The organism is Mycolicibacterium vulneris (genome assembly GCF_002104765.1).
Lineage (GTDB): Bacteria > Actinomycetota > Actinomycetes > Mycobacteriales > Mycobacteriaceae > Mycobacterium > Mycobacterium vulneris.
The window spans coordinates 56241-70320 of sequence record NZ_NCXM01000001.1; the positions used below are offsets into that span (position 1 = coordinate 56241).

Annotated in this window: 12 protein-coding genes and 2 pseudogenes; 6 read left to right on the forward strand and 8 right to left on the reverse strand. The window is 63.6% G+C overall.

All coding sequences use genetic code 11. The features are described 5' to 3' along the window. Positions 1–7: 7 nt before the first annotated feature. The 3 genes and pseudogenes from B8W69_RS00225 (at position 8) to B8W69_RS00235 (ending at position 4783) form a co-directional block, all read left to right on the forward strand. Complete coding sequence (locus tag B8W69_RS00225) at positions 8–1255, forward strand: acyl-CoA dehydrogenase family protein (RefSeq protein ID WP_085288304.1); 1248 nt, start codon at positions 8–10, stop codon at positions 1253–1255. 160 nt (positions 1256–1415) lie between these two features. Next, positions 1416–2627 carry an acetyl-CoA C-acetyltransferase gene (locus B8W69_RS00230; RefSeq protein ID WP_085287978.1) on the forward strand — a complete coding sequence of 404 codons (1212 nt, stop codon included), beginning with the start codon at positions 1416–1418 and terminating at the stop codon, positions 2625–2627. Positions 2628–2636: 9 nt separating this feature from the next. Beyond that, a pseudogene (locus tag B8W69_RS00235) lies at positions 2637–4783 on the forward strand (3-hydroxyacyl-CoA dehydrogenase NAD-binding domain-containing protein). Here the strand turns inward: B8W69_RS00235 and B8W69_RS32070 are convergent. The 7 genes and pseudogenes from B8W69_RS32070 to B8W69_RS00270 all read right to left on the reverse strand — a co-directional run bounded on the left by B8W69_RS32070 (position 4755) and on the right by B8W69_RS00270 (position 10306). Then, a complete protein-coding gene (locus tag B8W69_RS32070) occupies positions 4755–5102 on the reverse strand; it encodes a WS/DGAT domain-containing protein (RefSeq protein WP_220084532.1) in 348 nt (115 codons plus the stop codon). The pseudogene B8W69_RS00235 and the gene B8W69_RS32070 overlap by 29 nt on opposite strands. A 17-nt stretch (positions 5103–5119) precedes the next feature. Beyond that, positions 5120–5404: a hypothetical protein gene (locus B8W69_RS30220; protein ID WP_133057946.1), complete on the reverse strand. Its 285-nt coding sequence runs from the start codon at positions 5402–5404 to the stop codon at positions 5120–5122. An 86-nt stretch (positions 5405–5490) separates the two neighbouring features. Then, positions 5491–5967, reverse strand: a pseudogene (locus tag B8W69_RS32075) (HAD family hydrolase); the annotation flags it as partial. 135 nt (positions 5968–6102) lie between these two features. Continuing rightward, positions 6103–6639, reverse strand: coding sequence for a flavin reductase family protein (locus B8W69_RS00255; protein WP_085287980.1), 537 nt, complete (start codon positions 6637–6639; stop codon positions 6103–6105). A gap of 24 nt (positions 6640–6663) precedes the next feature. Further along, positions 6664–7278, reverse strand: coding sequence for a hypothetical protein (locus B8W69_RS00260; protein ID WP_085287981.1), 615 nt, complete (start codon positions 7276–7278; stop codon positions 6664–6666). 10 nt (positions 7279–7288) lie between these two features. Then, a complete protein-coding gene (locus tag B8W69_RS00265; protein ID WP_085287982.1) occupies positions 7289–8857 on the reverse strand; it encodes an AMP-binding protein in 1569 nt (522 codons plus the stop codon). Positions 8858–9271: 414 nt separating this feature from the next. Then, positions 9272–10306, reverse strand: a complete 1035-nt coding sequence (locus B8W69_RS00270) for an LLM class F420-dependent oxidoreductase (RefSeq protein ID WP_085288305.1) — start codon at positions 10304–10306, stop codon at positions 9272–9274. Positions 10307–10422: 116 nt separating this feature from the next. Here B8W69_RS00270 and B8W69_RS00275 point away from each other — a divergent pair, with 116 nt between their 5' ends. Next, complete coding sequence (locus B8W69_RS00275) at positions 10423–11271, forward strand: hypothetical protein (RefSeq protein WP_085287983.1); 849 nt, start codon at positions 10423–10425, stop codon at positions 11269–11271. On the opposite strand, the gene B8W69_RS00280 is transcribed toward B8W69_RS00275, so the two are convergent. Next, positions 11179–11712, reverse strand: coding sequence for a TetR/AcrR family transcriptional regulator (locus B8W69_RS00280; RefSeq protein WP_085288306.1), 534 nt, complete (start codon positions 11710–11712; stop codon positions 11179–11181). The two genes, B8W69_RS00275 and B8W69_RS00280, sit on opposite strands and share 93 nt — an antisense overlap. A gap of 769 nt (positions 11713–12481) precedes the next feature. Between B8W69_RS00280 and B8W69_RS00285 the strand changes: the two genes are divergently transcribed. Continuing rightward, complete coding sequence (locus tag B8W69_RS00285; RefSeq protein ID WP_110881804.1) at positions 12482–13195, forward strand: MlaE family ABC transporter permease; 714 nt, start codon at positions 12482–12484, stop codon at positions 13193–13195. 9 nt (positions 13196–13204) lie between these two features. After that, entirely contained in the window at positions 13205–14080 is an 876-nt protein-coding gene (locus B8W69_RS00290) for an ABC transporter permease (RefSeq protein WP_085287984.1), read from the forward strand.

The following is a 14080-nucleotide window of genomic DNA, read 5'->3' on the forward strand; positions in this document are numbered from 1 at the left end:
GTCGGAGATGCTGCAACAGGACCTGACCGATGACGACTTCGGGCCATGGTTCGCTAAGGCGCAGGAAGTCTCGCAGTTTTTCCGCGAGATCGGCCCCCGATACGACCAGGAAAACACCTTCGCCTACCCCTCGATCGAGGTGTTCAAGAATTCCGGACTGGGCGGCTTGCCGGTACCCAAAGCGTTCGGCGGGCCCGGGGGCAACATCCTGCAGGTGTCCAAGGTAGTCTCGGAGCTCTCGCGGGGCGACTCGGCGATCACGCTGGCCTACAACATGCACTACATCATGGTCGGTATCACCGGGAACCTGATGACCGAAGAACAGAACAAGTATTGGCTGGGCCGCGTCGCCGACGGCGAACTGATATTCGGTCCCTTCTCCGAGCAGCGCGCCGGATTTTCCGGCCTGGCCGACATGCAGGCGGTCCCGCAGAAAGGCGGCGGCTGGCGGCTCTACGGTAAGAAAACCTGGGGCACTCTGTGTGAGGCAGCCGACATCATCACCACCAATGCCACCGAGACCGACGCCAACGGCAACCTGCCAGACACGTTCGAAGGCCGCGTCGCGGCAGAGAAACTCTTCATCGGTGAGTTCAAACTCGACGAGAACCTGCAAGGCGACGGCATTCGCATTGAAAAGACCTGGAACGCACTAGGCATGCACGCCACCGGCACCCAAACCATCGTGTTCGACGGCTACTTCGTGCCCGAAGACGGTTTCGTCTCACCCTGGCGCACAGGAGCTTTCGGCGTCTTGGAATGGGCCTCGCTGATGTTTGCCAGCATTTACTACGGCATGCAGCAGCGCATCCTCGAGGAATCCGTCAAAACGCTGTCGAAGAAGCACCTGGGGGCCACGTTCGGTGCGATCGTCGCCGCCGACACCGAGGTCAAGAACGTCGGGCACATCATCGACGGCATCGGCGACATGGCGTCTCGGGTGGAATTCTCGCGGCGCGTCCTGCACCAAACCTGCCAGGACCTGCTCGACGGCAAAGACAAACTGTGGGATCCGGAACTGCGGTTCCCTTACCTGGGCCTGGCCAAGACCTTCATCGCCGACAACGTGCTGCATATGTCCCGGCACGCCATGAGCATGGTAGGCGGTTCGTCCTTCCGGAAGGGCACCATCTTCGAGCGGTTGTACCGCGACTCGGCGGCATCGCTGTTCCAGCCACTCAACGCCGACCAGACCCGCACCTACATCGGAGAGTTTCTGCTCAACAAGGCAGCCGAACCAGCATCCGGAGCCTAGATCGGACTCATTGTTTGCCGCCGTCGACGACCAGCGCGACGGCGGCAAACCTTGTGGACACGAACCATCCAGTGCCAGTGCAATTTTCAACCAATACCACGACCATTACCCCTCGTCGTCACCGCACGTGCAGGCACATTACTCCGGGAAAGGGCGACCAATGTCCGAGGAAGCTTTCATCTATGAAGCGATCCGCACTCCCCGCGGCAAACAGCGAAACGGGTCGTTGACCGAGGTCAAGCCGCTCAACCTGGTCGTCGGGCTGGTCGACGAAGTGCGCCGCCGCTGCCCCGACCTCGATGCGACTCTGATCAGCGACATCGTGTTGGGTGTCGTCACCCCGGTCGGTGATCAGGGTGGCGATATCGCCCGCACCGCCGCACTGGCCGCAGGGCTGCCCGAAACCACCGGCGGTGTGCAACTCAACCGCTTCTGCGGCTCGGGTCTGGAGGCACTCAACATCGCCGCGCAGAAAGTCCGCTCAGGATGGGATGATCTGGTGCTGGCCGGCGGTGTCGAATCGATGAGCCGCGTGCCGATGATGTCCGATGGTGGCGCCATGTTCAACGACGTCACCTTCACCTACGACCATCACATCGCGCCGCAGGGCATCGGCGCCGACCTGATTGCGACCCTTGAGGGCTTCACCCGCGAGGACGTGGACGCCTACGCCCTGCGTAGCCAGCAGCGCGCCGCGGCCGCGTGGTCGAGTGGTTACTTCGCCAAGTCGATTGTGCCGGTGTACGACCAAAACGGACTGGTCATCCTCGACCACGACGAGCATATGCGCCCTGGCACCACCGTCGAGAGCCTAGGCACACTCAAGACCGCGTTCGACAAGATCGGCGCACAAGCCGGATTCGATGACGTGGCGCTGCAGCGCTACCACTGGGTCGAGACGATCAACCACGTCCATACCGGTGGCAACAGCTCCGGCATCGTCGACGGCGCCGCCTTGCTGCTCGTCGGTTCGGAAAAGGCCGGCACCTCACAGGGATTGACGCCGCGGGCGCGCATCGTGGCCACCGCGACCAGCGGCGCCGATGCCACGATCATGCTCACCGGACCACAGCCAGCCACCCGGCGAGTGCTCGACCGTGCCGGTCTCACGCTCAACGATATCGACCTTTTCGAGCTCAACGAGGCGTTCGCCTCGGTGGTGCTCAAATACCAGCGCGATTTGGACATCCCCGACGAGAAACTCAACGTCAATGGCGGCGCGATCGCGATGGGCCACCCACTGGGCGCCACCGGCGCCATGCTCACCGGAGCGATGGTCGATGAGCTCGAGCGGCGCAATGCCCGGCGCGCACTCATCACACTGTGCATCGGCGGGGGCATGGGCATCGCCACCATCATCGAACGAGTTTAAGGAACCGGCGTGGCAGACAACACTATTGACTGGAGCATTGACTCCGACGGGATCGTCACGTTGACCCTGGATGACCCGGGCGGATCGGCCAATGTGATGAACGAGCACTACGCCGCGTCCATGCATAATGCCGTGGAACACCTTGCCGCGGAGAAGGATTCAATTACTGGGGTGGTGATCACCAGCGCCAAGAAGACCTTCTTCGCCGGTGGCGACCTCAAATGGATGATCACCCTGGGCCCGCAAGACACCAGGGCGGCCTTCGATCTCGTCGAGGCTGTGAAAAAGGATCTGCGAGCGCTCGAGACACTGGGCAGGCCGGTCGTCGCCGCTGTCAACGGCACCGCCCTGGGCGGTGGATTAGAGCTGGCGTTAGCGTGTCATCACCGCATCGCCGCTGACGTCAAAGGCTCGATGATCGGCCTGCCCGAAGTCACCCTCGGTCTACTACCCGGCGGCGGTGGGGTCGCGCGGACAGTGCGGATGCTTGGGGTCCGGCAGGCGTTCACAGCCGTGCTGAGCCAGGGCACCCGATTCACCCCGGCTCAGGCCCGTGAACTCGGGCTGATTGACGAGGTGGTCGACGCGGTGCAGGAGCTCGTGCCCGCCGCCAAGGCGTGGATCAAAGCCAACCGTGATTATCACATTCAGCCGTGGGACACCAAGGGATACGCGATGCCCGGTGGCACCCCATCGAGCCCGGCCCTGGCGTCGATCCTGCCGTCGTTGGGCTCGGGCCTGCGCAAGCAACTCAAAGGCGCACCAGGTCCAGCGCTGCGTGCCATCCTGGCCGCTGCAGTCGAGGGTGCGCAGGTGGACTTCGACACGGCGAGCCGCATCGAGAGCCGCTATTTCGCTGAAGTGGTCACCGGCCAGGTCGCCAAGAACATGATTCAGGCGTTCTTCTTTGATCTGCAGCACATCAAAGGTGGCGGCTCGCGACCCAGGGCATCGCCGCCACCCGGCCCACCAAGATCGGTGTGCTGGGCGCGGGCATGATGGGCGCGGGCATCGCCTACGTCTCGGCTAAGGCCGGCTTCGACGTGGTGCTCAAGGACGTCAGCCTCGAGGCCGCCGAGAAGGGCAAGGGGTACTCGGAAAAGCCTGAGGCCAAAGCGCTTCAGCGTGGCAAGACCACCGAGGAGAAGAGCAAGGCGCTGCTGGACCGCATCACACCGGCTGCGGATCCCGCAGATTTTCAGGGCGTCGATTTTGTCATCGAGGCCGTGTTCGAAAATCAGGAGCTCAAGCACAAGGTGTTCCAGGAGATCGAGGACATCGTCGAGCCCGACGCGCTGCTCGGATCGAACACCTCGACGCTGCCGATCACCGGTCTGGCGACCGGTGTGAAGCGCCAAGAGGATTTCATCGGGATCCACTTCTTCTCGCCGGTCGACAAGATGCCGCTGGTCGAAATCATCAAGGGCGAGAAGACTTCTGACGAGGCGTTGGCCCGGGTGTTCGACTACACGCTGGCGATCGGCAAGACCCCGATCGTGGTGAACGACAGCCGCGGATTCTTCACCAGCCGCGTCATCACGACCTTCATCTATGAGGCGATGGCCATGCTCGGCGAGGGTGTGGAGCCCGCCAGTATCGAGCACGCAGGTTCGCAGGCCGGCTACCCTGCCCCTCCACTGCAGCTGCTCGATGAGCTCAACCTCGAACTGCTACATAAGGTGTCGATCGCCACCCGCGCCGCTGTTGAGGATGCCGGCGGCACCTATCACGCGCATCCCGGCGAGGCTGTCATCGAGACAATGATCGAACGGGGACGCCCGTCGCGGCTCAGCGGTGCCGGGTTCTATGAGTACGTGGATGGCAACCGCGCCCGACTATGGCCCGGCTTGCGGGAAACCTTCAACTCCGGGACAGTGCGGCTGCCGCTGCAAGACATCATTGATCGGATGCTGTTCGCCGAAGCACTGGAGACCCAAAAATGTTTTGACGAAGGGGTACTCGCCTCCACCGCCGACGCTAATATCGGTTCGATCACTGGCATTGGCTACCCATCGTGGACCGGCGGCAGTGCGCAGTTCATTGTCGGCTACCGAGGCCCGCATGGCGTGGGCAAGGACGCGTTCGTGGCTCGTGCCAGCGAACTGGCCGCCACGTACGGGGCCCGCTTCACCCCACCGGACTCACTGATCGGCTAACACAGCAGCCGCACCGGTCACCGGCGCGGCTGCAGCGTCGGATCGTCTCGATGCGGCCGTTAGACGGTATGCGCCAAGGCGAGCACCTCATCGAAGCCCTCGCGGAGGCAAGCGGCGAAGGCGTCGGTTCAGAAATCGCCTCTGGGTCGGCATTGACGGTGACACAGCATGTTCCGTCGTAGGACAGCATCGTCACCATGGCCGCCACCGCCGGCCGGGGACCCATCGGATACAGGCCGACCACCCGGGCTCCGGCGAGGTACAGTTCGCGCCCCACAGCACCCATATTGGAGGCCTGGATATCGATGGCGCCGGTCATGTCGGCGGCAATGCGTGTTAGCAACGGTCCGGGCACGGGATGACATGGACAGGGGTCGAGCGCTGGGCGTGGTAGCGGCGAACACCACCGAGAACGGCCGCAAGAAAGCTGCCCAGCCGTGGACCGAACCGGCCGAAGAGTGCGGTGGCCAGGTCAACGCCGAAACGCGGGTTGCGCCGCAGCGTTCCGGCGACCACGCCAGCGCCGCCGGCGACCAGCAGGCTGGTGAACATCGCAACCGTGCGGACCAAAACCAGCAGACCGCCCGAGCCCGGCGCCGAGTCAACTCGATGGTCGGCCATCCGTGGGCGCGCGCATAGGCGGCCAGCCGCGGGCCGGGGTTGACCGGATGCGGAGACCCGACGCCGTTCAACACCACGATATCGGCGTCACCATCGGCGTAGACGTGGCTCAGGCCCAGATCGACCCCGTGGGTCCGGGCGAACTGCTGCACTGCGGCGAGTTTGCCTTGTTGCCATAGCGGCCGGCCGGCGACCCGACCCGTCAGCACACCGTCGTGGGCGTTCAATCGAGTGCACAACAGGTGGGCGATGCCGAGGGCGCGCGCAAATGACTCGGCTTCGGCTCCCGGCCCATAGGTGATGAGGACGACCGTGTGCCCGAGGCTTTGATGCGTGCGGACCAATCGCCAACAGCCGTAGGACAACGCACCGGGGAGATCGCGGGTGAACAATTCATCGCCCAAGGCGCGCACGTCGCCTTCGGTGCGCCCAGCCCAGTCCTTGACGGCTGCTTCCAGCAGTCGGATGAATCCGGCCTCGTCGAGCGAAGAGCGTTCCAGACCACGGGGGGCCTCAACGCGGTCGCGGCCGCGTCGCGCTTGGGACGGTGGCGGCGGTGGGATTGCAGCACGGCTCCGGGTGCGACGAGGGTGCCGTCAAAATCAAAAATGCCCCGACGCGTGCGCCGCGGGGCCCGGCCCGCAACCCCGCTATCAAGGCATCCAGCGGGGCCATCGTGGGATCTGCAACGTGCTGGTTCACTGCGGAACGGGCCTGGTATGCAGATAGGTGCCGTTGTGATAGATCAGCGGTGCCGGTGGTTTGCCGTCTTGCTCGGGGGCGCAGTGCGCATCGCTAACCAAACCGATGACCAACGTCGAGTCGCCAGCGTCGATGAGTTGGCGCGGCTCGACCCGGAGCCAGGTGGCGGTGCCGTGCAGCAGAGGTTCGCCAGTGTCCAGCGTGGTCCACAGCGCGGTGTCGGCGAACCTGAGTTCGGCGCTGCGGGAAAACCGTTGCGCCACAGCAAGTTGATGCTCGGCAAGGAGGTGGATGAGAAGTGAGTCGGCCTGGCGCAGCGCCGCGATGCTCGACGACGTGTTGGTGATGTTAAAGCTCACCAGCGGTGGGTCAAGTGACAGTGAGGCCAACGACGTGGCGGTGAATCCGACCGGCCCACTCGGCGAGGCCAGGGTGATGATGGCTACGCCGGCGGGATGGCGGCGCAGCGTTGCTCGATAGGCCGAGGTGTCTAACCCGCCTTCACGCCCTGTGTTGTTGGGGATACCGGACATGAAACTCCTTGCTGGACAACGTATTCAGGCGATACAGGCGCTGCGCACGCGCCCGTGGCGCGGCGTTGAAACGCACGCCGGGGTGCCGCGTTCGATACGGCCTGCGCCGATCTCCTGCAGCCTGCGGGCGTCCAGGGTGAGGCCAAAACGCCGCAGAAGGGGCGGCGCAGTGGCACACAACGAGTCCAGCGTCGCCAGCGACAACGGACGCAGTGTGACCCCGTCGGCGACGTCGGCGGCGTAAATGTCGCCGATCAGCCCGGCCAGACCGGCCGGCGTGCCCACGTACCGCAGTGACTCGCCCCGGTGAACAACACCGCGGGCTTCATCGTGACGCATCATTTGGGCACGCGCGGTGCCGGCCTGCTCGGCAGTCAGTGCTTCGAGGTCGACCAGCACGGCCACGCCGGCCGTCCGGCGCCGGCCCTGGTGAGCCTCGGCGCGGAGACGCGCGGTCTCGCGCCTTGCCGCGCGCAAGTCAGGTGCGGCGATCCGCACCGTTTCGCCGGGAGGGCGGTCTGCGGTGATCTCGACCCACCCGCGCGCGGCGCCGTCTGCGATATCGAGTCCGTCGAGGTCGACGGCAATGCGAAGCCGCCGCGTCGTCGACGTTGTGGCGCTAAAGAGGTCCGTGGACATCAGTTCTCGCTTATCCGACTTGGCGCGACCGGCCCTGCCAGTACGGTTCGCGCAGACTTTTCTTGTCGACTTTGCCGGTGGCGTTGAGCGGCATGTCGTCGACGAAAACTACCGTTTTGGGAGCGCATACGCTGCCCAGTTCGGCTTTCACATGATCGATGAGCTGTTGTTCGTCGATCACGGCTCCGGACCGGGTCACGACGACGGCCAGAACCGCCTCGCCCCATTTCTCGTGCGGCACACCAATCACCGCCGCCTGCGCCACCGCGGCATGGGTCGTCAACACGTCCTCGACCTGTCGCGGGAACACGTTGAAGCCGCCGGTGACGATCATGTCGCGCTTGCGATCCACGATGTAGAGGAAGCCGTCGTCGTCGAGGCGGGCGATGTCGCCGGTGTGGATCCAGCCTTCGCGCAGCGTCTCGGCGTTGCGCGCAGGGTCAAGATAGGACTGCATTTGACCCAGCTGTCTCGTGCAGACCTCGCCCGCTTCGCCGACCTCGAGTCGGCGCCCAGTCTCGTCGAGAATCTCGATGCCGACGTTGACCAATGGCCGCCCCGCCGAGGCCAACCGCGCCAACCAGGTCGCGTCGTCGGCGCGGTGCTCGTGTTTACGCAGGCACGATACGAAGCCCTGCTCGGTGCCCGCGTACGTTTGGATGAAGATCGGTCCGAACGCCTCCAATGCGGCACGTAACCGCTCCGGCGCAATCGGCCCGCCGGCGTAGACGATCGTTTTCAGACTGGACAGATCGAAGTCGGTTCGGTGGGGATCATCGAGGAGTAGATAAATAATCGTCGGCACGACCGCGGTGGCGGTCACCCGGTGACGCTCGATATTGGTCAGCAGCGTGGCTACATCCAGGGCGGGCAGCATGACATTGGTGCCGCCACGCACAAACGTAGGCATCACAAACGCCTGGGAAAAGTGGGTCAACGGCGCCCCGTGCGCGAACACCTCACCGAAGCTGATGTCGGCCATGTCCAGGCCAGCCGAAATGCCGTAATACCCCCAGGTGTAATGGGAGTTCACCACCCCCTTGGGTTCACCGGTGCTCCCGGAGGTGAACAAGATGAACGCTTCATCGTGGGGGTCGATGTCGACGGGCGGGCGGGTGCGGGGTTGGTGATCGACCAGCTCGGCGAAATCGGCGGCCTGCGCAACTCCCTGCTCCGTCGGGACGCCTCCGACTCGGATGAGCGTGCGCAAGCTGGGTGCCGTACGGCAGATCTCGGGGATAGCGCTTTCGAACTTCTTATGAAAGATCAACGTGGAAGCGTCAGTCGAGTTCAGATTCGACGTCCACGTACTCATCGAGGCGCGGGTGGCCATTTGGACCAGGACCGCCCCGGTCGCCCAGATCGCCTGTTGGCACGGGATGAATTCCAACACGTTGGGCATCAGCAAGCCGACGCGTTGGCCCTTGCCGACGCCCAGGGCGATCAGCCCGTGGGCGATCTGGTTGCGCCACTGGTTCATCTCGCGGTACGTGATGGACCGGTCGCCATCGATGATTGCCACCGAGTCTCGGTAATAGGTGCATACCCGGTCCAAGACATCGGGCATCGAGCCCCACATCGCTAGCCCTCTGCCCGATCGTCGGCATGGCAAGCCGGTGAGGGATCAACACCCATAGCTTCCACAGGACTGCTCCTTGTCGCACGGCAGTGGACGGCTAGCGCCGACGCTATCGGCGCACCACCGCCACATCGACTAACCCCAGGAGGAAAGCTATTGCCCCATCGAGGGAGGGCCCACCCGCACCGCCAGCCCGGGCACCGATCCCCAGATTGCCCTGGGACCCGACCTGTTCCTTCCATAAACACGGCCGAAGGCGAACACGGTGGGGCTCTCTGCGGGCGAACCCGAAAGATCGCTTCGTGACGCCCCACAAGCACCCAAATAGCGCGGCGCGACTATCGGTCATGAGCACCAGGCTCAGGGGGCACTCTCGGGTGTTTGATTTGCCCTCTGCCCTCTGCCCCAATCCGCCTACGCTGCCTTGATGGCGCTGACGAGAGCAGCGACAGTGGCCTCGCTGAGTGGGTAGGGCGTGTAGAGGGTGAACCTGTCGACCAACCCACCGAATCGCCGCGCGATATCGCCACCGACCTCGGTCGGGTCGCCGACGACGGCGATCGTGTGCAGGACGTCGTCGTCGACAAGAGCCGCCATGTCCTTCCACTGCCCGCGTCGAGACAGCCGATGCAACTCCAGGTGGAGGTCTCCCCAGCCGTGCAAGTCCAACACTTTCCGGTAGGCCGGGGTGGCGCCGTAGAAGGCGATCTGGTCGCGTACCCGCCGGATCGCCGCTACCAGCGATTTTTCGTCTTCGCCGGTGGCGACCAGCCCAGGGTAGGTCGTCGTGAACTCCGCTCGGGTGCGACCACTAGCCTTCAAACCTGTGTCGATGAGCGGCATCGTCACCTCACGCAGGTAGCGGGCGGTGGTGAAGCCGTGTACCAACAGCCCGTCGGCGACTTCGGCGGCGACCGTTGTCATCTGGGGACCCACGGCGGCCACCACGACCCGGGGCGGCCCGAATTGATTGGGTTGTGGACTAAACATCGGTGTCATCAGGGTGTGCTGGTAGTGCGCGCCGCGAAAGTCGAGTTTTTCGCCGGTGTACCAGCATTGCCAGATGGCTCGTAGCGCTTCGATGTACTCGCGCATCCGCTCGGCGGGCCCTGACCAGGGCATGCCGAAGCGCCGTTGGATGTGTGCCTGGATCTGCGATCCCAGGCCCAACACGAACCGTCCTCGGCTGAATGTATTGAGATCGTTGGCCACTGTGGCCATCGTCATCGGGCTGCGGGCGAATGCCACCGCGACCGCAGTTCCCAGCCGCAGGGTGCGGGACCGGTCGGCGGCGATCATCAACGGCAAGAACGGATCCCGGCTCACTTCGGTCGACCACACGCCGTCAAAGCCGACGCGCTCGGCCGCCGTCACTTGCGAGGCCAGCACCTCAAGGTCCGCGCCGGCGGTGCCATCCACAGAACCGCCGATGTTGGCATCGACATGCATGGTGTTCACCTTGACACGGCAGGCTGAATGGTTGCGGCAATGTCGTCCGTAGGGGGGAGGAAATTCCCCCTGAGTGGGCTCCCAGCCGGAACGAGGCACGTCATACTGTCGGACCTATGCCACCGATCGATCATGACTTGAACCTGACGACCCAGGCCATCCTGACCTACGCTAGCTGGGCGTTGACCGCGGTCATCCTTGGGTTCACGGTGCGCTTGGGCGTCCGGGAACGCACTCCGTTCTACGCGTTGATGGTGTTGGCCGCGATGGTCGGCGCGTTTGCTGAGCCGCTCTATGACATCGCGATGATGCTGTACTTCTATTCGGGCCCCCGGATGTGGACGCACTTCACGGCCTTCGACATCCCTCAACCGATCTGGACGCACAGCGGGTACGTTGTGTTGTACGCGAGTGCGGCGGTCCTGATAGCCCGAGATGCGCACAGCGGCGCCATCACGCGAGTCAAGTTGTTCTGTTGGGCAGCAGTCGAATTGGTGATGTCGTGTGTATTCGAGATGTTCGGTATCAACGGCGGCGCTTACAGTTACTGGGGTCCGCATGTTCTGCGGATCGTCAACTACCCCTTGGTCATCGGTGTGCTGGAGGCTGCCCAGGTGATCTGCTTTTCCGTCGCCGCAGCCCGACTTCGCGAGCACGCGACCTCCCGGTGGCAGCTAGTGGGACTGTTCGTCGTTTTTCCCTGCACCTTCTTCGGAGCGAACTTCGGTGCGGGCTGGCCCACGATCATTGCACTACACGCTCACAACACCTCTACAGCGTTGGTCGCGGCGGCCACAGTGCTCAGCATCTCCTTCGCGGTGGTGCTCGTGCGCTTGGCCGCGTCGCTGCTGCCGACAGAGCAGGGCGCTCGGCTAGGCGGTGATGCCCAGGACGGCGCGCGCAGCTTCGGTCAGCACGACGCGCAACCGGTCCTCGGCCAGACCGGTGTTGTGAAACAGCGGTGATTGGATCGCGCCGATCACGGCGTGCACTACGGTCCGGGCTTCACTGTCGGTAAGGTCGGAGCGTAGTTCATTGACCACGTGCACCCATTCCTCGAGATAGCGGCGTTGTTTGCGGCGCAGTCGGCGGCGGTCTTCCTCAGGCAGGTTGTTGATCTCGTTGTAGTAGACCTGCGCCAGTTCGCGATCACCGACCACGAATTCCACTTGGCCGGCGATCAAACGATCCAGCGCCTGACCCAAATCGCTAATGGTATCGAGGATTTCCTGCTCGTCACGCAGCAACTCATCGATGACGCGATCAAACAGTGCGACCAACACCGCGGATTTGCTTACGAAGTGCCGATATACCCCGGATCCGGTAATGCCCGCCGCTGCCCCGATCTGGGCGATCGAAACGGCGTGAAAGCCGTTGCGCGCAATCAGATCTGCGGCAGCATCCATGATCCGCGCCTTGCGTTCAGGATCGCGGATTCGCACGGCAGGCTGCCGCGGGAGTGGATCGACCGTTATGGTTCACCTCCGAAGTGTGTACAGGATGACATCGTATCGCTAAGCGACCAGGCAATTCGCTGCATCTATAGTGAATCGGGATTTGCGGCCCCATCATGAGGCTTTTCCACACTATCCCTCGTCTTCGTGACCTAGCCCACAACTGGCCCTTGACAGGTCCTGCGTCACGTTATAGCGGCTGCAGAACAATTCATTGTTTTCGACATGAGGGGGTCTGGTGCTCGCGTTGACGCCTCGCTTGTGTGGCCGCGTAGTGATCCGTGGACCGGACGTGTGGTCGGCACCACAAGGGAGGGTTACGTGAACCCTGTGACAGGCAATGCGAATGTCGGGTCTGATCCCGAGTGCGCCTAACAGATCAACAGTCCGGCGAGCGATTTTGCTGGCGTCGCGAGGCAGTTGCGGCCAAGCGTAAGCCGGTCTGTCGCTTCGCGTGAATGCCCCAGAAGGGGGAGCGATATCCCACTTCTAGTGGCCGCGATCACAGCCATCGCGCCGTTACCGTTCCTTCGATGTCGGGCAATCGGGCCCAACGCGACGGCGGGGGGGCTATGCGGTCGAGGGTTGGTTGTGCCAGAACGGATTACGGCGTGGTGATCGCCGCGCGCGGCTCCCGGTCGAAGTGGACCAGGAAGGGGACAGCGTGACGTCGTTGGCTGTGGCCACCAAGCCCGTCCGAGCGGCGGGCGGCTTTTTCGCCATGACACTGGACACCTTCGTGTTGATGTTCAGGCCACCGTTCGCGTGGCGGGAGTACCTGTTTCAAAGCTGGTTCGTCGCACGGGTATCGGTAGTACCAGCGGTGATGATGACGCTGCCCTATGCGGTGCTGTTGACCTTCACGTTCAACATCTTGTTGACCGAAATCGGCGCTGGGGATTTCTCAGGCACCGGGGCCGCGATCGGCACGGTCAACCAAATCGGCCCCATCGTCACCGTTTTGGTGGTCTCAGGCGCAGGTGCCACCGCCATGTGTGCTGACCTGGGAGCACGTACCATCCGAGAGGAACTTGATGCGCTGCGGGTGATGGGCATCAACCCTATCCAAGCGCTGGTGATCCCACGTGTGCTGGCCGCGACCACGGTGGCATTAGCACTGTCATCGGCGGTGACCATGGTGGGCCTTGTGGGCGCCTTCTTTTTCACCGTTTATATCCAGCACGTCTCGGCCGGTGCGTTCGTGACGGGTCTGACCACACTGACCGGCGCTGGCGACGTGCTGGTGTCCCTCGCCAAGGCAACGCTCTTCGGGATGGCGGCAGGACTCATTGCCTGCTACAAGGGCATCTCGGTGGGCGGAGGCCCAGCCGGTGTCGGCAATGCGGTCAACGAGACCGTGGTGTTCACCTTCATGGTGTTATTCGCCATCAACGTCATCGTCACCGCCGTCGGCGTCCAATTCACGGTGCAATGAGGTGAATCGATGACATACACCGCTCCCGCTCCTGCAGGCGCCGCTCCCGCGACCTTGCACCCGTGGTTGCAGCGCGGCGTCGAGAATACGGTCAGCGCGTGGAACCGGATCGGAACCCAGACGCGGTTTTATGCCAGGACGTTAGCGGCGATCCCGGATGCGCTCGTTCACTACCGTACCGAGCTGCTGCGGCTGATCGCCCAAATGGGTTTGGGGGCAGCCGCACTCGCGGTGATCGGCGGGACCGTCGTGATAGTCGCCTTCCTCACAATGACTACGGGCGCCCTCGTGGCGGTGCAGGGCTACAACCAATTGGCCTCGGTCGGTATCGAGGCCCTGACCGGGTTCGCCTCGTCCTACTTCAATGTCCGGCTGATCGTGCCGGGCACCGCCTCGGTCGCGCTGTCGGCGACCATCGGCGCTGGCGCCACCGCGCAGATGGGGGCGATGCGGATCAATGAGGAAATCGACGCGCTTGAGGTGATCGGTATCCGCAGCATCAGCTACCTCGCATCCACCCGAGTCGCCGCCGGGGTGATCGTGGTGATCCCCCTGTATTGCGTGGCGATGATGATGGCCTTTCTGGCCGCCCGGGTGGGTACGACGGCTATATATGGGCAGGGCTCGGGGGTGTATGACCACTACTTCAACACTTTCCTCAATCCCCGTGACATGATCTGGTCGTTTTTTCAGTCCGTGGCGATCACGATCGTTGTCATGCTGGTGCACACCTATTACGGCTACACCGCCAGCGGTGGCCCGGCAGGAGTCGGTGAAGCGGTGGGCCGGGCGGTACGCACCTCGATGGTGGTCGCCGCGGTCGTGATCGTGATGATCACCCTCGCCGTCTACGGCCAGTCCGGCAACTTCCATCTAGCGAGCTAG